The following is a 26,438-nucleotide window of genomic DNA, read 5'->3' as shown; positions in this document are numbered from 1 at the left end:
TCTTTTTTAAAAATTTATTATGCGTGCATAATAAATTTTACTATCTTTGAAAACCTTCAAAAGAATTTTAATGCAAAACAAAAAAGAAAGAACGATAGATTACATGCTAAGAACCACTTGGTTAGCGGTAAATAAAATGTATAACGAAGAAGCTGCAAAGTTTGACACAACTATGGCTACAGGGTTTACATTATTAAGTATCGATAAAGAAAACGGTACACCTTCTACCTCTTTAGGACCAATAATGGGCATGGAAGCAACTAGTCTTTCAAGAATATTAAAACGTATGGAAGAATTAGGTTTGATAGAACGTAAACCTAACCCAAACGACGGTCGTGGTGTTTTAATTCATCTTACTGAGTTTGGAAAAGAAAAAAGAAAAGACGCCAAAGAACGTGTTTTAGTTTTTAATGAAACTGTAAGAGCACACGTTTCAGAAGAAAAACTAAAACATTTCTATGAAGTGTCAGACACTATAAACGAGTTAATTTCTAATAAAAAAATATATACTAAAGAAACCATTTAATAAAAATGAGTAAACGTAGAATCAAAAAAGTAGCCATTATTGGATCTGGAATTATGGGAAGCGGTATTGCTTGTCATTTTGCCAATATTGGTGTAGAAGTCTTATTATTAGACATTGTACCAAGAGAATTAAACGATGCCGAAAAAGCTAAAGGATTAACTTTAGAAGACAAGGTCGTAAGAAACCGTATTGTTAACAATGCATTAGCAGCATCATTAAAATCTAAACCATCACCAATCTATCACAAAGATTTTGCAAACAGAATTACTACTGGTAATCTTGAAGATGATATAGCAAAAGTCGCAGATGTAGATTGGATCATGGAAGTAGTTGTAGAAAGACTTGACATTAAAAAGCAAGTATTTGAAAAACTAGAACAACACCGTACACCAGGTACTTTAATTACATCAAATACATCTGGTATTCCTATTAAGTTTATGAGCGAAGGACGCAGCGAAGATTTCCAAAAGCATTTTTGCGGAACGCACTTCTTTAATCCAGCGCGTTACTTAAAGTTATTCGAAGTAATTCCTGGACCTAAAACATCTCAAGACGTTTTAGACTTCTTAAACGGTTATGGGGAACAATTTTTAGGAAAAACATCTGTAATTGCTAAAGATACACCAGCTTTTATTGGTAACCGTATTGGTATTTTTGGTATTCAATCGTTATTTCACCAAGTAAAAGAATTAGGATTGACCATAGAAGAAGTTGATAAATTAACGGGTCCTGTTATTGGTCGTCCAAAATCGGCAACTTTCCGTACGGTAGATGTTGTTGGGTTAGACACTTTAGTACATGTAGCTAACGGAATTTACGACAACTGTCCTGATGACGAAGCACATGAGCTTTTCAAACTACCAGATTTTATCAATACCATGATGGAAAACAAATGGTTAGGAAGTAAAACAGGTCAAGGATTCTATAAAAAAGTTAAAACAGACGATGGTAAAAGCGAAATTTTATCATTAGACTTAGATACATTAGACTATCGCTCTAAAAAAAGAGCCTCTTTCCCTACTCTAGAATTAACAAAAACTGTAGATAAAGTCATTGACCGTTTTCCAATTTTAGTAAAAGGAAAAGATAAAGCTGGCGAATTTTATCGCAAAAACTTTGCAGCAATGTTTGCTTACGTATCACATCGTATTCCTGAAATTTCAGACGAATTATATAAGATAGATGATGCTATGAAAGCTGGATTTGGTTGGGAACATGGTCCTTTCCAAATTTGGGATGCAATTGGTGTAGAAAAAGGTCTTGAAATTATGAAAGCTGAAGGTAAAACACCAGCAGCTTGGGTAAATGATATGGTTGCTTCTGGTAACACATCGTTTTACACAGTAAAAGATGGAGCTACATATTTCTACGATATTGATAAGAAAGCACAAGAAAAAGTACCAGGTCAAGATAGCTTTATCATATTAGATAACATCAGAAAATCTAACGAGGTATTTAAAAACTCTGGTGTAGTTGTTGAAGATTTAGGTGACGGAATTTTAAATGTTGAATTCCAATCTAAAATGAACACTATTGGTGGCGACGTACTAGCTGGTTTAAATAAAGCAATAGATTTAGCTGAAAAAGATTTTGCTGGTTTAGTGGTTGGTAACCAAGGAGCAAACTTCTCTGTTGGTGCAAACATCGGAATGATTTTTATGATGGCTGCAGAACAAGAGTATGACGAGCTTAACATGGCGATCAAATACTTCCAAGACACGATGATGCGCATGCGCTATTCTTCTATTCCTACTATTTCTGCACCTCATGGAATGACGCTTGGTGGCGGATGTGAATTATCACTTCATGCAGATAAAGTTGTTGCTGCTGCAGAAACTTACATGGGATTAGTTGAATTTGGAGTTGGTGTAATTCCAGGTGGTGGCGGATCTAAAGAAATGGCTTTAAGAGCGCAAGATACTTTCAAAAAAGGTGATGTCGAGTTAAATACTCTTCAAGAGTATTTCTTAACTATAGGTATGGCAAAAGTATCAACTTCAGCTTACGAAGCATTTGATTTAGGTGTATTACAAAAAGGAAAAGATATTGTTGTCGTTAATAAAGACAGACAAATTGCTACAGCTAAAGCACATGCTAAATTAATGGCAGATCAAGGCTACACGCAACCTGTAAAGCGCAAAGATATTAAAGTACTTGGTAAACAAGCATTAGGAATGTTCTTAGTAGGAACAGACTCAATGGAAGCAAGCCACTACATTAGTGAACACGATCAAAAAATAGCTAACAAATTAGCTTACGTTATGGCTGGTGGTGATTTATCAGAACCAACTAAAGTAAGTGAGCAATATTTATTAGATCTAGAACGCGAAGCTTTCTTAAGTCTATGTACCGAACGTAAGACTTTAGAGCGTATTCAGCACATGTTAAAAACAGGTAAACCACTTCGTAATTAGAAAACAGACAAAAATGAAACAAGCATATATAGTAAAAGCATACAGAACAGCAGTTGGTAAAGCACCACGAGGCGTGTTCCGTTTTAAAAGAGCAGACGAGTTAGGTGCAGAAGTGATTCAGCACATGATGAAAGAATTACCAAATCTAGACGTAAAACGTATTGACGACGTTATAGTTGGTAACGCAATGCCAGAAGGATCACAAGGTTTAAATATGGCACGTTTTATCTCATTAATCGGATTAAACAGTGTAGATGTTCCTGGTGTAACGGTTAACCGTTTTTGTTCTTCAGGAATAGAAACTATTGGTATTGCAACTGCAAAAATCCAAGCAGGAATGGCAGATTGTATTATTGCTGGTGGATCAGAAAGCATGAGTAGCGTACCAATGACAGGTTTTAAACCAGAACTAAATTACGATACTGTAAAAGATGGTCATGAAGATTATTATTGGGGAATGGGTAATACTGCAGAAGCGGTTGCTAACCAATTTAAAGTGTCTCGTCAAGATCAAGATGAATTTGCTTACAATTCACATATGAAAGCTTTAAGAGCTTTAGCAGAAGATCGTTTTCAAGATCAAATTGTTCCTATAGATGTAGAGCAAATTTATTTAGATGAAAACGGTAAAAAAGCAACTAAAACATACACTGTAACAAAAGATGAAGGTCCTAGAAAAGGAACTAATGTAGAAGCTTTAGCAAAATTACGACCAGTATTTGCTGCTAATGGAAGTGTAACCGCTGGTAACTCGTCTCAAATGAGTGATGGTGCTGCATTTGTTATGGTAATGAGTGAAGATATGGTTAAAGAATTAAATCTAGAGCCTGTTGCAAGATTAGTAAATTACGCTGCTGCTGGTGTAGAACCAAGAATTATGGGAATTGGACCAGTTAAAGCTATTCCAAAAGCATTAGAACAAGCAGGATTAAAACAATCGGATTTAGGATTAATAGAACTTAACGAAGCTTTTGCATCTCAATCATTAGCTGTAATTAGAGAGTTAGATTTAAATCCAGACATTATTAATGTTAATGGTGGTGCAATAGCATTAGGTCATCCATTAGGATGTACAGGTGCAAAACTTTCAGTACAATTATTTGACGAAATGCGTAAACGTAAAATGAAAGGTAAATATGGAGCTGTAACCATGTGCGTTGGTACAGGTCAAGGTGCATGTGGAATTTTTGAATTTTTAAACTAAAAGAACTTAATACAATACAATAAAATGGCAGAAACTGAAAAAGACATCCTACGTGGCGGTCAATTCTTAGTAAAAGAAACAAACTGTGAAGATATTTTCACACCTGAAGATTTTTCAGAAGAACAACAAATGATGAAAGACTCGGTTATCGAGTTTAATGACCGTGAAATTATACCTAACAAACCTCGTTTTGAAGCTAAAGATTATGCTTTAACAGAAGAAGTAATGCGTAAAGCTGGAGATATGGGCTTTTTAAGCGTTGCTGTTCCTGAAGCTTATGGCGGAATGGGAATGGGCTTCGTATCTACAGTGTTAACTTGTGACTATATTTCTTCTGGTACTGGATCTTTTAGTACTGCTTTTGGTGCGCATACAGGTATTGGTACTATGCCAATTACACTTTATGGTACAGAAGAACAAAAACAAAAGTATGTACCAAAATTAGCTTCTGGTGAATGGTTTGGAGCGTATTGTTTAACAGAACCTGGTGCTGGATCTGATGCAAATTCTGGTAAAACTACTGCAGAGCTTTCTGCAGATGGTAAAACATACAAAATCAACGGACAGAAAATGTGGATTTCTAACGCAGGTTTCTGTAACTTAATGATTGTTTTTGCTAGAATTGAAAACGATAAGAATATCACAGGTTTTATTGTAGAATTTGATAAAAACAATCCTAACGGAATCACTTTAGGTGAAGAAGAACATAAATTAGGTATCCGTGCAAGTTCTACACGTCAAGTATTCTTTAATGATACTGAAGTCCCTGCAGAAAATATGCTAGCAGGTCGTGGTGAAGGTTTTAAAATAGCAATGAATGCCTTAAACGTTGGTCGTATCAAATTAGCTGCTGCTTGTTTAGATTCGCAAAGACGTATCACAACTACAGCTGTTCAATATGCTAACGAGCGTAAACAATTTAAAACACCAATTGCAGACTTTGGTGCTATAAAAATTAAGTTAGCCGAAATGGCAACTAACACTTATGTTGGTGAATCTGCAACTTACAGAGCTTCAAAAAATATCGAAGACCGTATTGCTTTACGTGTTGAAGCAGGAAATACACATCAAGAAGCAGAACTTAAAGGTGTAGAAGAATATGCTATCGAGTGTTCTATCTTAAAAGTAGCAGTATCAGAAGACGTACAAAATTGTGCAGACGAAGGTATCCAAATTTTTGGAGGTATGGGATTCTCTGAAGAAACACCAATGGAAGCTGCTTGGAGAGATGCTCGTATTGCTCGTATCTACGAAGGAACAAACGAAATTAACCGTATGCTTTCTGTAGGCATGTTAGTTAAAAAAGCAATGAAAGGTCACGTAGAATTATTAGGTCCTGCAATGAAAGTTCAAGAAGAATTAATGGGTATTCCTTCTTTTGATACACCAGATTATTCTGAGCTTTTTTCTGAAGAAAAAGAAATGATTGTAAAACTTAAGAAAACCTTCTTAATGGTTGCTGGTGCTGCAGTACAAAAATTTGGACCAGATTTAGAGCAACATCAACAATTACTAGTTGCTGCTGCAGATATTTTAATTGAAATCTACATGGCAGAATCTGCTATTTTACGTACAGAGAAAAACGCAAAACGATTTGGAGAAGAGTCTCAATCTGCACAAATCGCAATGTCTAAATTATATTTATATCACGCTGTAGAAACTATAGAGAAAAAAGGAAAAGAAAGTATTATTTCTTTTGCTGAAGGTGATGAGCAACGTATGATGTTAATGGGACTTAAACGCTTTACTAAGTACCAAAACTATCCAGATATTGTAGACTTACGCAATGAGATTGCCGAAAAAATAAAAGAAGAAAACAAATATTGTTTCTAAGAATTTAAGTGAGTTTTAGTTTTAATTTCGAAAAAGCTGGTTCAAGTATTTGAATCAGCTTTTTTATTTTAGTATTTTAGAAAAAAATAGAAAAATGAAAAAACTTATTATTCCTCTACTTCTCTTTACTTGCATTTCATTAGGACAAACTAGTCAAAAAATATATGATATTATCGATTCTGTTTCAGCAAAACGAATAGAAAAAGATATACAAACATTAGTAAATTTTGGAACAAGAAACACCTTTAGCGATACCATTTCTAACACAAGAGGAATTGGTGCTGCAAGACGTTGGATAAAGTCTGAATTTGAATCAATTTCTAAAAACTGTAATAACTGTCTTGATGTATTTTATCAAAAAGACTTTGTGACTAAAGAAGGGAATCGACGTGTGCCTCATGATGCTTGGGTTGTAAATGTTGTAGCTATACAAAAAGGAACAAAATATCCTAATAGATATATTATAATGAGTGGAGACATAGACTCTAGAGCTAGTGATACTATGGACTTTACCACAGATGCGCCTGGAGCAAATGATAATGCGTCTGGTATGGCTGGAACCATTGAAGCTGCAAGAGTCTTATCTAACTATCAATTTGAAAGTAGTATTGTTTACGTCGGTCTTTCTGGTGAAGAACAAGGTCTTTTTGGTGGCAGTGGTTTAGCTAAATATGCTAAAGAAAACAATTGGGATGTTATTGGTGTTCTTAACAATGATATGATTGGAAATATCAAAGGAGTTGATGGAGTAATAGACAATCGTACTTTCAGAATTTTTTCTGAACCTGTTCCTGCAAACGAAACAGAAAGAGAAAGACAACTTAGACGTTTTTATGGCGGCGAAGTTGATGGCATATCTAGACAATTAGCAAGATATGTACACAAAACAGTAAAGACATATATGCCAGAAATGAATCCTATGATGGTTTATAGACTTGACCGTTTTGGTCGTGGCGGACATCACAGACCTTTTAACGATTTAGGTTTTCCTGGAATTAGAATTATGGAAGCTCATGAAAACTACAATCAACAACATCAAGATATTCGTGAGGAAAACGGAATTAAATATGGTGATGTTATAGAACACGTTAATTTTGAATATGCTAAAAAACTAACTGCTGTTAACGCAATAAACATGGCTAGTTTAGCTTCTGCGCCGCCAGCTCCAAAAAATGTTGCTATTGGTGGTATTGTAGAACCTTCGGCTAAATTTAAATGGGATAAAGTTGAAGGTGCTGTTGGCTATAAAATATATTGGAGATACACAACTTCTCCTACTTGGGATTATAGTAGATATGTAGGTGATGTATCAGAATTTACTTTAGAAGGTATTGTTATAGACAACTTCTTTTTTGGAATTGCTGCTATAGGAAAAGATGGTTTTGAAAGTCCCGTTGTTTTTCCTAATAAAGTATTTAGATAATAAAAAAGGACTTCAAATTTGAAGTCCTTTTTTGGTTTATTTAATTAGCAATACTGCTCTTTACTTTTTCATCTGTTGTCACATTAGACAAGTTAATCGCTGTTTCAATTAAAGCTAAATGAGAATACGCTTGCGGGAAATTACCTAATAATCGTTTTGTTTTAAAGTCTATATCCTCGCTAAATAACCCTAAATGATTACTGTAAGATAATAACTTATCAAACATTGCTTTAGCTTTTTCCTCCTCGCCTATTTTATACAAACTGTTTATAAACCAGAATGTACAAATTGTAAATGATGATGATGGTAAACCAAAATCGTCTTTATTTTTATATCTATATAGTAATCCGTCGTTACTTAACTCTCTTTCAATTGCGTTAACTGTGCTAACATATCTTGGGTCTTTAGCATCTATAAATCCATAAGGTTCCATTAATAATACAGACGCATCTAAATCTTCTACACCATAAGCTTGTGTAAATGCATTAGCAGTATCACTCCAAGCATTACTCATAATGTCATTTTTAATTTCATCTTTAATAATTTTCCACTTATTTGCTTTATGGTATTTATTCAATATTTCAGCAACTTTAATAGCACGATCTATTGCTACCCAACATAACACTTTAGAAAACGTAAAATGCCTATCCTCTCCTCTAAATTCCCAAATACCTTTATCTGGCTCTTTCCAGTGTTTGTTAACTACCCAAACAATTCCTTTAGTTATAGTCCAAAGCTCTTCGGTATTTTCTATATCTAAAGAAAAAGACACAAATTGTTGATGGATTACATCCATTAAAATACCATAAATATCATTTTGTTTTTGCTTATACGCAGCATTACCAACACGTACAGGTTTAGAATCTTTGTAACCGCTTAAATGATCTAAACTATACTCGGTTAACTTTTTCTCCTTATTGATTCCATACATGATTTGCAGTTTTTCATCTTTATCAGGAATTAAATCAATAATAAAATTTAAGTAGCGTTTAGCCATATTTTTATGACCTAATTGCGACACTACTTTTATCACCATAGAAGCATCTCTAATCCAGCAAAAACGGTAATCCCAGTTTCTTACTTCACCAATAGTTTCTGGTAAAGAGGTTGTTGCTGCTGCTAGTACAGCACCAGATTTATCGTAGGATAGTAATTTTAATGTTAATGCACTGCGCAAAATTTGTGCATTATACATATTGTATTTTGGTGTTTTATCTATCCAATTTAACCAATATACTTTGGTACGTTGGTGATCTAGGTAAATACTTTCTACTGTTGGATTAAAAATCTTTTCGTTGTAACCTATTAAAAAGTAACCGTCTTCTGTTAGCGTAATTTCTTTTTTATCTACAATTGCATTTTTATCAAATGACGTGTATAAAAAAAGCGTATCAAACTTTTCTCCATGAGTTAGGCTAGCTATAAAATCATCTTTTACGTAAATTTCTGTTTTACCTTTAGCATATTCTAATTTTGGGTTATAATCCACTGTAAATGTAGGTTTACCTGAAATATGTTTAAAATATCTTACTAATTCTGGTGGATAATAATAAGTTCCGTCTTGCTTATGAAATCTTGGCATAAAATCATGCACTTCAAAAACATCAATTCCGTTACTAAATCTAGTAACCAAGATATTTGTTTTATCAATGTAAAATTGTTTAGTAGTATAACTTTCATCTACATTAATAGAAAAATGTCCACCAATTTTTTCATCTAAAAGTTTAGCAAAAACAGATGACGAATCAAATTCTGGCAAGCAACACCAATCTACAGATCCTGTTTTTGATATTAATGCTGCACTTCTACAATTTCCTACAATTCCGTAATCTAAATTATTTCCCAAATCTTTTGTTTTATAATGTTTTCAATCAATTTTTCATTAAATTAACGAAAATCTTAACTTTAAACCAAAGCAAACCCTTATGAATAAAACAATTATTGTTTCTAATCGTCTTCCTTTACAAGTCAAAATTGAAAATAATACTTTAAACATAAAACCTAGTGTTGGCGGATTAGCTACCGGTTTAAAATCGGTTCATGAAGAAGGGAATGGTATTTGGATTGGTTGGTCTGGATTGACCGAAGAAGAGTTAAATAAAGACTTGTCTAATCAAGTTAAAAAAGAAGTTACTAAAGCAAAATGCGCTACTGTACCGTTAACACAAGATGATGTAGACAATTTTTACTTCGGATTTAGCAACAAAACCCTTTGGCCTTTATTTCATTATTTTATGGAATATACCGAGTTTGACAACGACCAATGGGAAGCTTATAAAACCGTTAATCAAAAATTTGCAGATGTTGTTTTAGACAATATCGAAGATGGTGACACAGTTTGGGTACATGATTATCAATTACTGTTACTGCCAAAGCTTATTAAAGACAAAAAACCAAATACAACCATAGGTTTCTTTTTACATATTCCTTATCCGTCTTATGAAATTTTTAGAACGTTTCCTTGGCGTGAAGAATTGCTGCACGGTATGCTTGGTGCCGATCTTTTAGGATTTCATACCTATGATTACGAGCGTCACTTTTTAAGTTCTGTAAAACGAATTTTAAGATTAGATGTTCAGTTTAACGAAATTTCATATTTAGATCGTGTTGTTAAGGTAGATTCATTCCCAATGGGAATAGATTATAATAAATTCCATAACTCAGCGCTTTCTCATTTAAATCAATCAAATACCGAAAAATCCGAGCTTCAAAAACGATTAGACGATCATATTCAAGCTGGTCCAGATACCAAATTAATCTTGTCTATAGACCGTATGGATTATACCAAAGGTATACCAAATCGTATTCGCGCTTTTGAATATTTCCTTAATAAATATCCGCAGTTTAAAGAAAAAGTAAGGTTGGTGATGTTGGCGGTTCCATCACGTTCTGACGTGCCTCAATATCAAAAATTGAAACGAGAAACAGACGAACTTGTTGGTCGTGTTAACGGAGAATTTTCTACCGTTAGTTGGACACCGATCTGGTACTTTTATAGATCTATGCCTTTTGATAATTTAATAGACTTGTATACCTCATCACAAATTGCATTAATTACGCCAGTAAGAGATGGAATGAATCTTGTTGCTAAAGAATACGTTGCAACACGCGTTAACCAAGATGGTGTTTTAATTTTAAGTGAAATGGCTGGCGCATCTAAAGAAATGAATGAAGCCTTATTAATTAACCCTAATAACTTCGAACAACTAGCTGATACTTTAAAACTTGCTATTGAAATGCCTGCTGAAGAGCAATCTAAAAGAATAAAAATTCTTCAAAAACGTCTACAACGTTATAGCGTAGAAAAATGGGCAGAAGAGTTTATGAAATCCTTGAACGACACCAAAAAAATAGGCAAAACAATTGTTGCTAAAAAAATGGATAAAGACCATCAAGCAACTATGATTTCAGATTTTAAACAAGCTAAAAGAAAGCTATTATTCTTAGATTATGATGGTACATTGGTTGGATTTAAAGATAATCCACAAGATGCAAAACCAGACGATAAATTAATACAGCTTTTAGACCAATTAAATCAAACAGAGAATACAGATGTAGTTATAGTTAGTGGTCGCGATCGTGAAACTTTTGAAGACTGGTTTGCAGACAAATCTTATAATCTTATCACAGATCATGGCGTATGGTTAAAGGGTAAAAACGACGATTGGCAAATGTTAGAAATCTTAAAAACAAACTGGATGGACAACATACAACCAATACTTCAAACCTTTGTAGATCGTACTCCAGGTACATTTATCGAACAAAAAAAATACTCGTTAGCTTGGCATTACCGCAAAGCCGATCCAGAATTAGCACAAATAAGAACTATAGAATTAAATACAGTTTTAACACATTTAATATCTAACAACGATTTATCTGTTTTAAAAGGAAATAAAGTCATCGAAATTAAAAGTAGTAGCGTTAATAAAGGTCGTGCAACTTCACGCTGGTTAACAAAAGCTAATTACGATTTTATTTTTGCAATTGGTGATGATTGGACAGACGAATTTATGTTTGAAGATTTACCAGAAAACACCTATTCTGTAAAAGTTGGCTTTAAAAAAACAAAAGCAAAATATTACGTAAAAGATACAGACAAAGTCAGAGATTTATTAGCTAATTTTATGCAACAATAATTTATTAAATGAAATCAATTTTCACCTTTGCTATTTGCTGTTTGGCATTTACAATATCTCACGCACAATTACTTCATAAAAAGAAAGATTTTACACGACAAGATACACTTCGTGGAAGCATTACACCAGAGCGAGAATGGTGGGATTTATCTTATTATCACCTAGATATTAAAGTAGAACCAGAAACCAAAACAATTTCGGGTAAAAACACCATTCAATACAAAGTGTTACAACCATATCAAGTCATGCAAATAGATTTGCAACCGCCTTTAGAGTTGACTAAAGTCACTCAAAATGGAGAACAACTTGATATTAAACATGATGGAAACGCTCATTTTGTCACACTTAAAAACACCCAAAAAATAGGAGAAGTAAATAGCGTCGTAGCCTACTACGAAGGTCAACCACGTGAAGCTGTTCGTGCACCTTGGGATGGCGGTATTTCTTGGAAAAAAGATAAAAATGGTAATCATTTTATAGCATCATCTTGTCAAGGACTTGGCGCAAGTGTTTGGTGGCCAAATAAAGATCACATGTATGACGAGGTAGATAGTATGCTTATTAGTGTAAATGTTCCTGAAAAATTAACGAATGTTTCCAACGGAAGACTTAGAAAAGTTGAACAAAAAGATGATCAAACAAAAACCTATCACTGGTTTGTAAATAACCCAATTAATAATTACGGAGTTAATATTAACATAGGTGATTACGCTAATTTCTCTGAAGTTTATAAAGGTGAAAAAGGTGATTTAGACATGAATTACTACGTCCTAAGTTACAATCTAGACAAAGCCAAATCACACTTTACAGATGCTCCAAAAATGATGAAAGCTTTTTAGCATTGGTTTGGTCCGTATCCATTTTACGAAGATAGTTTTAAGCTAGTTGAAGTACCATATTTAGGCATGGAACATCAAAGCTCTGTTACCTACGGAAATCAATATTTAAAAGGATATTTAGGTAACGATTTGTCTGGTACAGGTTGGGGATTAAAATTTGATTTTATCATTATTCATGAAGCTGGGCACGAATGGTTTGCAAATAATATTACAAACGTAGACATTGCCGATATGTGGATTCATGAAAGCTTTACGGCGTATTCCGAAAGTTTATTTTTGGATTATTACTATGGTAAACAAGCTGCATCAGAATATGTGATTGGAACCAGAAGAAGCATACAAAACGACAGACCATTAATTGGACAATACGATGTAAATAATGAAGGTTCTGGAGACATGTATTACAAAGGTGCTAACATGCTTCATACCTTAAGAACTATGGTGAATGACGACGAAAAATGGCGTCAGATTTTGAGGACTTTAAATAAAAAATTCTATCATCAAACTGTTACAACACAGCAAATTGAGAATTTTTTAGCTGAAGAAACTGGTTTAGATTTAACAGGTTTCTTCAATCAATATTTACGCACGACTAAAATTCCTGTGTTTGAGTATAAAATTGAAAATAAAACTCTGAAATTCAGATTTTCAAACACTGTAGAACATTTTAAAATACCTTTACTAATTAATATTGATGAAAAAGAACATTGGATCAATCCAACTAATGAATGGAAATCTATTAAAATTCCTTCAGCAAATTCTTCAATTAGTCTTAACAACAATTTTTATATAAAATCACTACAAATCAAGTCTTAGATAAAAAAAAGCATCGTAATAACGATGCTTTTTTTTTATTTACAAACCTTTAATAAAGCTTCCGTAAGGATCTTTAAATTGAATTCCTTTTGTAAATCTGTATTTACTCAATTGCTTATATTCTACTAAAGCCCAAAGCACAAACTCTTTCATAAAGTAGCTATCTTCTTTACTTAAATTTGATTGATGTTTTGCAATTAAATCATCTAATGGAGAAACAGCTTCTAGTAATGATTTATATTCTTTATCTCTTAAATCATCAAGTAACTCAAAACCATCAGATTGGTTAAAAAACCAAGATATAATATCATCATATGGACCAACATCATCTTGTTTTTTAAGTTTTTCAATTTCAGGGAAATATTGAATAAATAATGTTTTTACCGCTTCACCAATTAAATTATAAGCCACATTGGCTGCACCTTCTTGTTCGCCTTCATAAACCAATTCTACTTTACCTGTTATTGCAGGAATAATCCCTAAAAAATCAGATAACCGTACAGCAGTTTTCTCTTCATTGTTTTTTAATGCTCTTAGTTCTGCAGCACTTAATAAGTTTTCATAAGCTGTAATACTTAAACGTGCGCTCACACCACTTTTTTCGTCTATAAAATCGCTATGTCGTGCTTCAAAAACTACTTGTTCTAAAACATCTTTTGCTAATTCTGGTACGTAAATAGCCTCTTGTTGTCTTATATCCGATTTTGCTTCTTGTTGTGTAATCGTTTTTGCGGTTTCTATATCATTTGGATAATGCGTTAATATTTGCGAACCAATTCTATCCTTTAAAGGCGTTACAATACTACCTCTATTTGTATAATCTTCTGGATTTGCGGTAAATATAAATTGCATATCTAATGGTAACCTTAATTTAAAACCACGAATTTGAATATCGCCTTCTTGCAAAATATTAAATAATGCCACTTGTATTCTTGCTTGTAAATCTGGCAACTCGTTAATTACAAAAATACAACGGTTAGCACGTGGAATCATTCCGTAGTGAATAACACGATCATCTGCATAACTTAATTTTAAATTGGCTGCTTTTATGGGATCAACATCACCTATAATATCTGCTACAGTAACATCTGGCGTTGCTAATTTTTCGGCAAAACGCTCGCTTCTATGTAACCAACTAATAGGCGTATCGTCTCCTTTTTCTTCAACTAATTTAATAGCGTATCTTGATATGGGTTGTAACGGATCGTCATTAATCTCGCTACCTTCAACAACAGGAATATATTCGTCTAACAATGTCAACATTAATCGTGCAAGTCGCGTTTTTGCTTGACCACGTAATCCTAATAAATTAATGTTGTGTCTTGATAAAATGGCACGTTGTAACTCTGGAATTACTGTGTTTTCGTAACCATGAACACCGTTAAAAATGGTTTCCTTATTTTTTATTTTCTCTATTAGATTATCTCTTAATTCATCTTTTATAGATTTTGGTTGATAACCAGATTTTTTTAATTCTCCTAAAGTTGTTATGTTTTCTATTTTCATTTTAGCTTTTATCTTCTAATTCTTTTTTTTCTGTTGGTTTCGTAATCTTCAAAAATCATTTCGCCCAAACCTTTTAAGCCAGTGTAAAATGCTTTTCCTTGATTGGCTTGCGTAAACTCTCTTACAAATTGCATTAAATAACGGTCTTGAGCAATCATAAATGTAGTGATTGGGATATGTAATTTTCTGGCTTGTTGCGCCATAGCATAACACTTGTTTGTAATGTATGGATTTAGTCCGTTACTATCTTTATAATAAGTCCCATCAGGTAAGCGCAAGCAACTTGGTTTACCATCTGTAATCATAAAAATTTGCTTATTGGTGTTTCGTTTTCGTCTTAATAAATCCATTGCTAATTGCAAACCAGCAACTGTATTTGTATGATACGGACCAACGTTTAAATATGGTAAATCTTTGATTTTTATTGGCCAAGCATCGTTACCAAATACCAAAATATCTAAAGTGTCTTTTGGGTATCTGGTCGTTATTAATTCGGCTAACGCAATAGCTACTTTTTTAGCTGGCGTGATTCGGTCTTCACCATACAAAATCATACTGTGACTAATGTCTATCATTAATACCGTACTCATTTGTGATTTATGATTGGTTTCTTCTACAACCAAATCGTTTTCAGTAAGATTAAAATTACCAATACCGTTATTGATTTGTGCATTTTTCAAGCTTTCAGTCATTGAAACTTTATCCAAATTGTCTCCAAATTGGTATGCTCTAAAATCGCCAGTATGCTCGTCTCCTACTCCAATACTTTTGCTTTTATGGTTACCGCTACCGCTCTTTTTAATATTCCCAAAAATTTGCTCTAAAGCAGATTGCCTTATAGCTCTTTCGGTTTTAGCGGTAATGGCGTTACCCTTTTTTCCGTCAGGTTTAATTTCTTCTCTTATGTAACCTTTCTTTTTAAGATCTTCAATAAAGTCGTCTATAGTATACTCGGCAGTAGTTAAGTTATACTCGTCGTCAAGTTGCTTTAACCAATCTATAGCTTCATCAAAATCGCCAGAAGTATGTGTAATTAACTCTTTAAAAATTTCAAAAAGTTTTTCAAATGGAGTTTGCGAAGGTGCTTCGTAAGGTTTAAATACAAAGCCTTTTCTATGTGTTTTTTCGTTTTTCATTGCAGTATAAAAATACGACTTTTTAAAGTCAAAATTTATCCATTAACACCTTTTTAATAATTTGTTGCTTAACTTTAGGCAAACTAAATTAACTAATAATGAAAAAACTTTCCCTTTTACTATTCTTAATGATTTCGTTTTCAAGTTTTTCGCAAGAAATAAACTTGGATCTACTTAAAAATATGAAACCTAGAAACATTGGTCCTGGTGGCATGTCTGGTCGTGTAACTGCTATAGATGTTGTACATAAAAACCCAGATGTAATGTATGTTGGAACTGCGTCTGGTGGACTTTGGAAATCTACTTCTGGAGGCATAAATTGGGAACCTATTTTTGAAAAAGAAGCAACTGCATCTATTGGTGCTGTGGCTATCCAACAATCAAATCCTAGCGTGATTTGGGTTGGAACAGGTGAAGGAAATCCTAGAAACAGTTTAAATGGCGGTTATGGTATTTATAAATCTTTAGACGCCGGAAAAACTTGGCAACTTATGGGATTGGAAAAAACAAGACACATCCATCGTGTAATTGTAGACCCTACAAATCCTAATATTGTTTACGTAGCTGCTATTGGTAGTCCATGGGGAGAACATCCAGAACGTGGTGTTTTTAAAACTATTGATGGCGGAAAAACATGGAACAAAATCTTATTTGCTAATAATAAAACTGGTGCTGCAGATTTAGTAATGGATCCATCAAATCCTAACAAATTAATCGCTGCACTTTGGGAACATAAACGCGATCCTTGGTTCTTTAAATCTGGTGGCGAAGGTTCTGGTTTACACATTACCCATGATGGTGGAGAAACTTGGAAAAAAATAACAGATGAAGACGGTTTCCCTAAAGGCGAATTAGGTCGTATTGGTGTTGCGATTGCTAAAAATAAACCTAATGTTATTTATGCTTTAGTCGAAGCTAAAAAAAATGCACTTTATAAAAGTGAAGATGGTGGTTTTAAATGGAAAAAAATAAACGATAAATCTGATATTGGTAACAGACCTTTTTACTATTCTGAAATTTATGTTGATCCAGAAAACGAAAACCGTGTTTACTCTGTTTTTACCTATGTAAATGTAAGTGAAGATGGTGGTAAAAACTTTAATCAATTAATGCCAGCATATGGTTCTAGTAACGGTGTACATCCAGATCATCATGCATGGTGGATACATCCAGATAATGGTAATTTTATGATCGATGGTAATGATGGCGGATTGAATATTACTAAAGATGGCGGAAAAAATTGGCGCTTTATTGGCAACTTGCCTGTGGCGCAATTTTATCATATTAATGTAGATAATGAGTTTCCATATAACGTTTATGGAGGAATGCAAGATAATGGATCATGGCGCGGACCAGCTTATGTATGGAAAGCACAAGGTATTCGTAACAGTTATTGGCAAGAAATAAGCTTTGGAGATGGTTTTGATGTTATCCCTGATAGAGATAACTCACAATATGGATGGACCATGAGTCAACAAGGATATGTAAGTCGTTACGACTGGAAAACAGGTAATAATTATACCGTACAACCAACACATCCAGATAAAGATGTAAGACTTCGTTTTAATTGGAATGCTGCCATAAATATCGACCCTTTTGATAATAGCACGATTTATTTTGGTAGTCAGTTTGTACATAAATCTACTGACAAAGGTTTAACATGGGAAGTAATTTCACCAGACCTAACCACTAATGATCCTGAAAAATTAAAACAACACGAAAGTGGTGGATTAACTATGGATGCAACAGGTGCAGAAAACCATTGTACGATACTAGTTATAGAACCATCTCCAGTAGAAAAAAATGTGTTTTGGGTTGGTACTGATGATGGAAAAATTCATATCACTCAAAACGGAGGAGAAACTTACAACGACGTGTCTAATAATTTACCAGGATTACCAAAAGGAAGTTGGATTGCTCAAATAAAAGCTAGTAATAAAAATAAAGGTGAAGCATTGCTAGTAGCAAACGATTACAGACGTTTTAACTATTCACCTTATGTTTACAGAACAAAAAACTACGGAAAAACTTGGCAACGTATTGTAGATCAAAACGATGTAAAAAGTTATGCACTAGCTATAATTGAAGATTTAGAAGAACCAAACCTTATGTTTTTAGGTACAGATGACGGTTTATACATCTCGATAGACGCAGGAAACCAATGGACCAAATGGACTAACAACTTCCCTACTACGTCTGTAAAAGACTTAGTAATTCATCCACGTGAGCATGATTTAATTATTGGTACTTTTGGTCGAGCTGCTTGGGTATTAGATGATATTAGACCGTTAAGAGCAATTGCAAAAAATAAAAACACGCTTACAGAAACCATAACTTTATTTAATCCTCCAACCGCTTATCAAGCGGCATACCAACAACCTACGGGAAGTCGTTTTGGCGCAAACGCTATGTTTAATGGCGAAAATCGTGGTAGCGGAGCACGTTTTAGCTACTTTATTAATCCAAAAGATAAAAAAGAAGAAAGCCCTAAAGAGGATGAAAACAAAGAAGATTCTGAAAAAGACAGTCAAGAAACGGAAAATAAAGAAGTCATTAAATGGGATTCCATTTCACTTAAAATCTATGATAATAACAAACTAATTAGGACTTTAAAACAAAAAGCGCCTAAAGACAAAGGATTACATAGATGGACGTGGTATATGGATGAAAAAGGTGTAGATAGACCTTCACGTTCAACAAGAAAAAGAAAGAGAGAACCTAGCGGAGTTGATGTAAAACCAGGAACTTACAAAGCTGTTTTAGAATATGGTGATCAAACTTCAGAAACAACTATCACCGTAAAATCAGATCCTAGATTAGACGTCTCTAAAGAAGCTATAAATGAAGTTTACAATACTTTAAAGCAATTAGAACAAATGCAACAAGTTGCTGCAGACGCTACAAAACAGCTTGCAGAAAGCAAAGCATTAGCAGAAAAGTATAAAAAAGAACTTACCGATTTAGACAAAGATAAATACAAAGAAGACATTAAAACATCTAAAGACATTATAAAGAAAATAGATGAAGTTTTAGATATTTATCTTGGTAAGCAGGATAAAAGACAAGGTATTACTATGACGCTAGATGTTAGTGTAACAGACAGGTTAAGTAAAGCTAGATGGTATGTTGGATCAAGAAAAACTGGAATTACAGAAACAGAAAAAAAATTAATCAATCATGCTAAAAAAGATCTAGAAGCCGCTTTAAAAACAACTAACTTGTTCTTTGATGATACTTTTAAGCCTTATTATCAAAAAATGCAAACTATTAACATGACAAAAACATTAGATAACATTAAAAACTTCAATTTAGATTAAACTATTTTAAAGAATTATTAACTATAGATATTTGCAAAAAGGCTTTTTAGTAGTTAAATTTCTATGTCTAACCATAAAATTTAATATAATATGAAAAAGATAAGCCTTATTACGCTAATATTAACCTTAGCAGTTTTTGTTGGATGTAAAGAAGATAAAAAGAAAATGGACACAGAAAAAACAATTGCTGAAACGTCTAAAAAAGTAAAACTAAATTTAGAGCCTAAAAGCGGTAGTAATGTTTCTGGATCTGCTGTTTTTACAGAAACTAATGGTGTTGTAGAATTTACAGCCATGTTAAGCGGTTTAGAACCTGGTACGCATGCCATTCACATACACGAAAAAGCAGATTGCTCTTCTGACGACGGAAAAAGTACCGGTGGACATTGGAATCCTACAGGAACTTCTCACGGAAAATGGGGTAGCCCAGACGGTTTTCATAAAGGTGATATCGGTAATTTAACTGCTGATGAAAACGGAAAAGCAACTGTTACATTAAAAACAGATTTGTGGTGCGTAGGATGCCAAGATGACACCAAAAATGTAGTAGGAAAAGCTATTATCGTTCATTCAGGAGAAGATGATTTTACAACACAACCAACAGGAGCAGCTGGAGGAAGAATTAGTTGCGGAGGAATAATTAGATAACCAAAAAAATATAAAAACAAATGAGAAAAATTTCAATTTTACTATTAGCTATAACATTAAGTGTTTTTGTTAGTTGTAAAGAAGAAAAAAAAGAAACCACAACAACCGAAGATGTTAAAACGACAAAACAGTTTGTTGTAAAACCAGAAGCTACTTCTGTTAAATGGACTGCTTATAAAACAACAGACAAAGTTGGAGTTAATGGAGAGTTTACAACCGTAAAATTTGATAATAAATCTGGTGCAACTCCAGAAGAAGCATTAAATAACTTAAGCTTCTCTATTCCTGTAAGTAGCCTTTTTACAAATGATGCTACAAATACAAGAGATGCTAAAATTAAGAATTCATTTTTTGGTTCAATGATAGATACAGATTTAATATCTGGAACATTAAAGTACAAAGATTCTAAATATGTCGCAAGCTTAACAATGAATGGTGTAACCCATGATTTACCTTTAGAAGTTGGTATAGAAGATGAAAGACGAGTAACGTTAAAAGGAACTATGGACTTAAATAACTGGAATGCTATTGAAGCCTTAAACGCACTTAATAAAGTTTGTTTTGACCTTCATAAAGGCGCAGATGGAGTAAGTAAAACATGGGAAGATGTTGCAATACAAATTGAAACTTATTTAAGAGAAAAATAAGCTTAAATACAAATAGAAACTTAAATATAGAAAATCGCTCTCGGGCGATTTTTTATTTTCGCATTTATCCTTATATTTAAAAAATACATCAAACCCTTATATGCAATTAGAATACTTAGTATCTCAATTTCAAAAGAAAGATGAAAAAGCTTTTGAAAAACTCTATAATATGTACAGTCAAAGCATGCATGGAGTTATTTATAACATTGTTAGAGACAATGAAATAGCTGAAGAGGTCATGCAAGACGTCTTTATAAAAGCGTGGGAAAAAGCAGATAGTTACAACTCTAGTAAAGGTAGATTTTTTACTTGGCTTTTAAATATATCTCGCAACGCTGCAATAGACAAAACTAGATCTAAAGCTTTTAAAAAATCTAGCAAAAACCTTAACTCCGATTATTTCGTAGATATAATACACTCATCAGATAACTTAGGAAGTAAGACTGATGCTATTGGTATAAAAAAGTTTGTAGATAAACTAGCAGAAAAATGTGTTAAAATTATAGAGCTACTTTACTTTAAAGGTTATACCCAAAAAGAAGCTTCAGAAGAGCTAGATATGCCAATAGGCACAATAAAAACAAGAAATAGAAATTGTATCCAAGAACTAAGAGATTCAGTATTATAAAATGAATATTAACGAATACATACAATCTGGAATATTAGAACTTTATGTTGCAGGACAACTTTCTGAAAAAGAAAACAAGGAGGTTTATGACTTAATGCTTAAACATCCAGAAGTTTTACAGGAGGTATTGCAAATAGAAGCTGCACTTATAAAACTATCTAATAGCATAGCTCCAGAGCAACCTGTTGCTTATAGCACTATTAAAGCGCATTTAAGAAACAGTAACGATAAAGTTATACAGTTACCAAAAGAGAAAAACAGAAATTGGTTTACTTACACAGGTTGGGCAGCTGCAGTAATAGTTGGTGCTGGCTTATTGTGGACCTTAAACCAAAAACAGCAATTAGAAACCGAGGTAACTACAATAAACACAGAAAAAGAATTTTTAGAAATTCAAATAGAAGACTCTAAATCTAAGTTAGCCGAAACTAAAAATCTGCTTAACGTAATAAGAGATAGAAACATAATTAAAGTACCTTTAGAAGGTCAAGCTGCTTATCCTGATGCTTATGCAACAGTTTATTGGGATGAAAATAATGATCAAATCTATTTAGACTTACAAGGTCTACCTGAGCCTCCAGAAGGAAAAGTATACCAAGTTTGGTCTTTATTATTAGATCCGCTTACACCAACAAGTTTAGGTACAATAGACGATTTTATGCAGGATGATAATAAGATATTTAAGCTAGATAATGCCAACAAATCTCAAGCATTTGGTATTACCTTAGAGCCTGCTGGTGGTAGCCAATCGCCTACATTAGAGCAATTATATACGTTAGGTGCTTTAGCCTCTAACTAATATTTAAATACATGTAAAAAGAAAGCACTTCTTAAATGAAGTGCTTTTTTTATTTTCTATTTTTTACTACCAATTTATATTCTTGAATAGAATAAAAAACCTCATCATTCCTTATTTCAAAATTTAATAGTTTGAAGCTAATATTAAATACACATAGTTAACGTAATTATTTATAGCTACTTAAACAACATAGTTACAAAAAAAAGAAATGCCTAAAAAGTATAAACTAATTAGACATTTCCTACAAACTAACAAAAAACAAACCTTACTTTTTCATAGCATTAACCTATTTGTTAGTTCTTTATATCAATTCCCTTAAATCGATAGCTAACATATTTACGTAATTATGAATAGCAAGGTTTTATTTTTTTATTCTTTTTTTAAAAAGAATAACTTAATGTTGTTCTAAAGTTGAATGGCGTACCTGGTGTAAAGTGAATTTCTTCAACAGGTGCAACTTCATTTTGTAATCTAGACTCGGTTAAAAACTGAGTTTCTTTCCAGTCTGTATCAAATAAATTTTCAATAATAACACCTAATTTCCAGTGTTTATTAAAGCTATAGTTTAAGTTAAAATCCGTTACAAAATATCCTTCTGCAGCTACGCTATTATCTTCGTTTGCAGGTCTATCATCAATATATCTGTAGTTAATTGCTCCTGAAAAGTTATGAAAATCTTTAACCGATAATCCTCCAACTAAAGTAAAATCTGGCGCTAATGGTATGTAATCTTCGCCATCTTCAGCTTCTAGACTTCTCGCTTTTGTAAACGTTGCGTCTGTATTAAAATAGAAATAATCGTTTAACTGAAATCTTACGCCTAAATCTAATCCGTAACGTTCAGATTCTCCACTTGGCTCTACAATTCCTGCATCACCTACATAAACAAATTCTTCTTCAGAAAATAAGTACCATAATGTTGTATTAAGTACAATTTTTTGTGTTGGTTTCCAGATGTTTCCAAAATCTACACCATATGCTTTTGGTAAAGCTTTATCAACTTCGTTATTTAATACAATTCTGGCGTCGTTAGAATGAAATCCTATTCCTGATTTTAAAAACCATTGTAAATTTTCGTTTTGATTAAATTGAAAATTAAGTTTAGGCAATACAGCTACTTCTGTATTGGTTTGTAAATCGTAAGTTTCACTTAACTTGTTATTATATTGAAAGTTGAAATACTCTAACCTTAATCCTGGAGTAATGCTAAATTTTCCTAAGTCAATTTCGGCATTAACAAAAGCATTCATGTTACGTTGATACACATCTCCTAATTGGATATAGTCTAAAGTTGTCTTTCTATTTAATGTGTGTGATAACTCTATGTCTTTAATATCGTCAAAACGTAATCCTAAACCAGCTGTGTAATTTACATCAAAAGAATTGTAATTAACTTCTTTATTAAACTGCGTGTTTAATCCAAAAATATCTCGGTTTTCTTTTTGCTTTATTTGGTCTCCATTTACTGGATCTTCTAAAAAGAATGTAAAGTTTGAGTATAATTCGAAATTATATTTAGAGTAAAACACATTACTTTGCATAGCAATATCATTATCTAATATGGTACTAAACTGCACATTAGCATTGCTTCTACTAGTGTAACCACCTTCTGTATCATCTATAGCACCAAAATTGGAAATATTACCATTGTTAACTTCTCTAACAGGAATTTGACCTGATGCGTCCCATTTACTTGTAAAATGACTAACCGTTAATCCTAATTTTGAATTATCGTTTAAATACGCATTATACTTACCCATAAGGTTTAATCTGTCAAAATTTTGAGGTGACTCAAAAGGTCCATCAGTTTCAATATATTCTAAAGCTACATAAGCATTTTGAGATGCTTTGTTTTCTAAAAGATTAAACATACCTAAAGTACGTAAAGTGTTAAACTGTCCTGCTGTAAAGCTAATAGTACTGTTATCTAAGCTACTTTTAGTTCTAAAATCTACAAAACCTGCAGTATTAAAATCTCCGTGATCTGAGTAATACGGACCTTTACCAAAGTTAATTTTCTCAATAGTTTCTGGTATTAAGAAGTGTAAATCACTATAACCTTGTCCGTGTGCGTGAGATACCATATTTACTGGCATACCATCTACACTTAAAGCTACATCTGTACCATGATCAATATCAAATCCACGTAAAAATAATTGTTCTGCTTTTCCGCCACCAGCATGTTGACCAATAATTAACCCTGGTACTTTTCTTAAAATTTCTTGAGAAGAATTAATCGGATTGGTTTCTAAATCTATTTGAACAATGCTACTTAAAACATCTGTTGGTTGTGATAATACCAACTCGTCTAACATAAACGCTTTTGGTTTTAAATCTATAACTAGATTAGCTATTAAATTATCTGTTAAGGTTACTTCTTGTTTTTCGTAACCTAAAAGCCCTATTAGTAATACATCACCAACGTTGGTATTACTAATTTCAAATTGACCTAACTGATTTGAATGTGAATGACTTTTTGACGTTTGGTTGTAAATGTAAGCGTCTTCAATAGGTTGATTGTTGCTTACAACTGTTCCTTTAATTTGTGCTGATAAGGACATAGTTGTTCCTATCATTACAAATAGTAATAATAATTTTTTCATAAGATTTGTTGTTAGTTGATTATAGTTTTAATACCTGTTTTGTGGTTACAGGTCCAAGCTCGTAACTACTAGCTAGTAGTTCTTTTTTTAAAGCTGTTACTTTGTCTGTTTTTCCGTTAGCTTTGTAGATTTTTGCCATGTGGTATTGTGATTCTGGTTCAAAGGTTTTATTAGCTACAAAAGTATCAATAATTTCTAAAGCTTTTTCCTTTTTACCTGTGTTAAAATAGCTCCAAGCTAATAAATCGTAAGACATTGGTGTTGGTCTATTTTGTACCTCTATTTTAGCTAACTCTACAGCTTTTTCGCTATTAACATCCGCTAACAGTTTAGAAGTGTGAACGTTATACATATCTCCGTATTTAGGATTGTTTACACTATCTAAATAAATTTTTAAATACTTATTTTTTTGCACTGTATCACCTTCAAATTCAGCTAACTCTGCTTTAAACAAATAGTAATCTGGAGATTGATGCTGATTTTCAATCTTTTCTAAGATTCTTTTAGCTTCTTCAGGATTATTTTCATATGCGTAAACAATCCATGCTATTCCTTTTTTTGCATAAGCATTATCTGGATTTAATTGTAACGCTTTTAAATAGTTTTTATAAGAGTTTTCTATTTGACCATCATGACCATAAAAATCTGCTAGATTAGTATATGTCCATTGTTTAATTTCGTTTAATTGAGAGGATTCTGCAATAGTTTGTGCTTTTTCTAGATATTTGATTGCTGAAGCTAAGTCGCCTTTATAGTCACTCCATTTTGACAATCTAATTAAATAACCAAAGTCGTTTAAGTCTTTAACTTTAGTTAAATTATCTTTTGCTTGAGCGTAATTACCAAGTTCCATGTGCACATCAAAAAGCATTTTTTGAGTTCCTTCAAGGTTTTCTCCATTAATTTCAGCTTTTTTTAATACGTCTAAAGCTTCTTTAAATTTGTGTTGAGAAATGTAATTTCTTGCTAAGCTTCGTAAATAGCCTGCATTGTTGTATTTGGTAATTTTATTTACCTCTAAAAGATTTTCTTCAGCTTTTTTTAAGTAGTCAATATTTCCTGTAGCTGTAAACAACTTACTTTCTGCAGCTGCTAACTTAGCTAGATATGGATATTGGTTTGGAGTCTCTTTATACTTGTTTTTCCAAAAACTATAATCTTCTTCTATTTTACTTAATATCGTATTGTCTGGATTAGTAATGTAGATTTCGTAATCTGCTGTTTTAGTAATCTTACTGGTTTTTTCTTTACAACTACTTGTCAAGACAAATGCAAATAGTAATAATATAATATTGGTTTTCATTGTTTTTGTTTTTTGTAGTTTGTTTGTTGTAATAAGTAGGTAAATTAAGGAGTACTTTGGGGAAATACTCCTTAATTAAAATAGTCTACCAAGGAGATGCTAAGTAAGGAAAAGACGTTAAAAACGGCTTGTCATTTGCATCTACATGATCATCTGAAAGCGAAGGGTTTTCTGTACCGTCTTCACCACCAAAGATAAGTAGTAGTTCTACTGAAATAACATCGTCTGCTAAAGCACGACCTGTTAATACGTTAGTTCCATCAAAGAAAGTAGTTGTTCCATCTAGTGACACATTAAGTACATCTGTAGCTAATAAACCAGTAAATGTTGGCGCATCTAAGCCTAATGCATTTTGGTCTCCAGGATTTGCATATGCTGGACTTAAACCTGTTAAGTTAGTTTCGAACATAGATTGAAACGCTGCATTTTGATCTGTAGGAATAGTTGTATTAAACATATCTTTTGAAGATGATGATACAAATACTGTATTTACTGCAGGTCTACCCATTTGATCGTTTTGAGCATACGTCCCTGAAAAATCTGGTTCTTGTTGCGTTGGTATTTGAGTAAAGTCATCGTCGTTAGAACAACTAACAGCAGCTAATGCAAATACTGCGATGCTAAATATTTTATATATAGATTTCATAATTTTTAATTTAA

The 26,438-nt window shown here is 32.8% G+C and carries 17 protein-coding genes and 1 pseudogene; 12 read left to right on the top strand and 6 right to left on the bottom strand.

What is annotated here, in order from left to right; translation table 11 throughout:
- Window positions 1-70 precede the first annotated feature (70 nt).
- The 5 genes from ACEQT4_RS12685 (at window position 71) to ACEQT4_RS12665 (ending at window position 7,400) form a co-directional block, all read left to right on the top strand.
- On the top strand, window positions 71-526 hold the full coding sequence (locus ACEQT4_RS12685) for a MarR family winged helix-turn-helix transcriptional regulator (protein WP_027878619.1): 456 nt from the start codon (window positions 71-73) through the stop codon (window positions 524-526).
- A gap of 5 nt (window positions 527-531) precedes the next feature.
- Complete coding sequence (locus ACEQT4_RS12680) at window positions 532-2,940, top strand: 3-hydroxyacyl-CoA dehydrogenase NAD-binding domain-containing protein (RefSeq protein ID WP_370228165.1); 2,409 nt, start codon at window positions 532-534, stop codon at window positions 2,938-2,940.
- A gap of 13 nt (window positions 2,941-2,953) precedes the next feature.
- Window positions 2,954-4,144: an acetyl-CoA C-acyltransferase gene (locus ACEQT4_RS12675; protein ID WP_370228163.1), complete on the top strand. Its 1,191-nt coding sequence runs from the start codon at window positions 2,954-2,956 to the stop codon at window positions 4,142-4,144.
- Between the two features lie 24 nt (window positions 4,145-4,168).
- On the top strand, window positions 4,169-5,977 hold the full coding sequence (locus tag ACEQT4_RS12670; RefSeq protein WP_370228162.1) for an acyl-CoA dehydrogenase family protein: 1,809 nt from the start codon (window positions 4,169-4,171) through the stop codon (window positions 5,975-5,977).
- Window positions 5,978-6,071: 94 nt separating this feature from the next.
- Complete coding sequence (locus ACEQT4_RS12665; RefSeq protein WP_370228161.1) at window positions 6,072-7,400, top strand: M28 family peptidase; 1,329 nt, start codon at window positions 6,072-6,074, stop codon at window positions 7,398-7,400.
- A gap of 40 nt (window positions 7,401-7,440) precedes the next feature.
- On the opposite strand, the gene ACEQT4_RS12660 is transcribed toward ACEQT4_RS12665, so the two are convergent.
- Window positions 7,441-9,246 (bottom strand): glycoside hydrolase family 15 protein, encoded by a 1,806-nt coding sequence (locus ACEQT4_RS12660; RefSeq protein ID WP_370228160.1) that lies wholly within the window; start codon window positions 9,244-9,246, stop codon window positions 7,441-7,443.
- A gap of 79 nt (window positions 9,247-9,325) precedes the next feature.
- On the opposite strand from ACEQT4_RS12660, the gene ACEQT4_RS12655 reads away from it, so the two are divergent.
- Entirely contained in the window at window positions 9,326-11,536 is a 2,211-nt protein-coding gene (locus ACEQT4_RS12655; RefSeq protein WP_370228158.1) for a bifunctional alpha,alpha-trehalose-phosphate synthase (UDP-forming)/trehalose-phosphatase, read from the top strand.
- A gap of 8 nt (window positions 11,537-11,544) precedes the next feature.
- A pseudogene (locus ACEQT4_RS12650) lies at window positions 11,545-13,191 on the top strand (M1 family metallopeptidase).
- Between the two features lie 39 nt (window positions 13,192-13,230).
- Here the strand turns inward: ACEQT4_RS12650 and ACEQT4_RS12645 are convergent.
- Together ACEQT4_RS12645 and ACEQT4_RS12640 are read right to left on the bottom strand one after the other, a co-directional pair.
- Complete coding sequence (locus tag ACEQT4_RS12645) at window positions 13,231-14,697, bottom strand: magnesium chelatase (protein ID WP_370228156.1); 1,467 nt, start codon at window positions 14,695-14,697, stop codon at window positions 13,231-13,233.
- Between the two features lie 8 nt (window positions 14,698-14,705).
- On the bottom strand, window positions 14,706-15,833 hold the full coding sequence (locus tag ACEQT4_RS12640) for a VWA domain-containing protein (RefSeq protein ID WP_370228154.1): 1,128 nt from the start codon (window positions 15,831-15,833) through the stop codon (window positions 14,706-14,708).
- Between the two features lie 98 nt (window positions 15,834-15,931).
- Here ACEQT4_RS12640 and ACEQT4_RS12635 point away from each other — a divergent pair, with 98 nt between their 5' ends.
- The 5 genes from ACEQT4_RS12635 to ACEQT4_RS12615 all read left to right on the top strand — a co-directional run bounded on the left by ACEQT4_RS12635 (window position 15,932) and on the right by ACEQT4_RS12615 (window position 21,872).
- On the top strand, window positions 15,932-19,150 hold the full coding sequence (locus tag ACEQT4_RS12635) for a hypothetical protein (protein ID WP_370228152.1): 3,219 nt from the start codon (window positions 15,932-15,934) through the stop codon (window positions 19,148-19,150).
- Between the two features lie 90 nt (window positions 19,151-19,240).
- Complete coding sequence (locus ACEQT4_RS12630) at window positions 19,241-19,798, top strand: superoxide dismutase family protein (RefSeq protein ID WP_223077058.1); 558 nt, start codon at window positions 19,241-19,243, stop codon at window positions 19,796-19,798.
- A 20-nt stretch (window positions 19,799-19,818) separates the two neighbouring features.
- Window positions 19,819-20,445 carry a YceI family protein gene (locus ACEQT4_RS12625; RefSeq protein WP_027878606.1) on the top strand — a complete coding sequence of 209 codons (627 nt, stop codon included), beginning with the start codon at window positions 19,819-19,821 and terminating at the stop codon, window positions 20,443-20,445.
- Window positions 20,446-20,545: 100 nt separating this feature from the next.
- Entirely contained in the window at window positions 20,546-21,073 is a 528-nt protein-coding gene (locus ACEQT4_RS12620; protein ID WP_027878605.1) for an RNA polymerase sigma factor, read from the top strand.
- Between the two features lies 1 nt (window position 21,074).
- Window positions 21,075-21,872: an anti-sigma factor domain-containing protein gene (locus ACEQT4_RS12615; RefSeq protein WP_370228149.1), complete on the top strand. Its 798-nt coding sequence runs from the start codon at window positions 21,075-21,077 to the stop codon at window positions 21,870-21,872.
- Between the two features lie 380 nt (window positions 21,873-22,252).
- Here ACEQT4_RS12615 and ACEQT4_RS12610 read toward each other — a convergent pair whose 3' ends face one another.
- The 3 genes from ACEQT4_RS12610 to ACEQT4_RS12600 all read right to left on the bottom strand — a co-directional run bounded on the left by ACEQT4_RS12610 (window position 22,253) and on the right by ACEQT4_RS12600 (window position 26,424).
- Entirely contained in the window at window positions 22,253-24,475 is a 2,223-nt protein-coding gene (locus ACEQT4_RS12610; RefSeq protein ID WP_370228147.1) for a TonB-dependent receptor, read from the bottom strand.
- A 19-nt stretch (window positions 24,476-24,494) separates the two neighbouring features.
- Window positions 24,495-25,778, bottom strand: coding sequence for a tetratricopeptide repeat protein (locus ACEQT4_RS12605; protein WP_370228145.1), 1,284 nt, complete (start codon window positions 25,776-25,778; stop codon window positions 24,495-24,497).
- An 85-nt stretch (window positions 25,779-25,863) separates the two neighbouring features.
- On the bottom strand, window positions 25,864-26,424 hold the full coding sequence (locus ACEQT4_RS12600) for a DUF4331 family protein (protein ID WP_027878601.1): 561 nt from the start codon (window positions 26,422-26,424) through the stop codon (window positions 25,864-25,866).
- Window positions 26,425-26,438 lie beyond the last annotated feature (14 nt).

Source organism: Mesoflavibacter sp., from assembly GCF_964226795.1.
GTDB classification, from domain to species: domain Bacteria; phylum Bacteroidota; class Bacteroidia; order Flavobacteriales; family Flavobacteriaceae; genus Mesoflavibacter; species Mesoflavibacter zeaxanthinifaciens.
The sequence above is the reverse complement of the archived record's forward strand: the minus strand, read 5'-3'. Positions and strand labels throughout refer to the sequence as shown.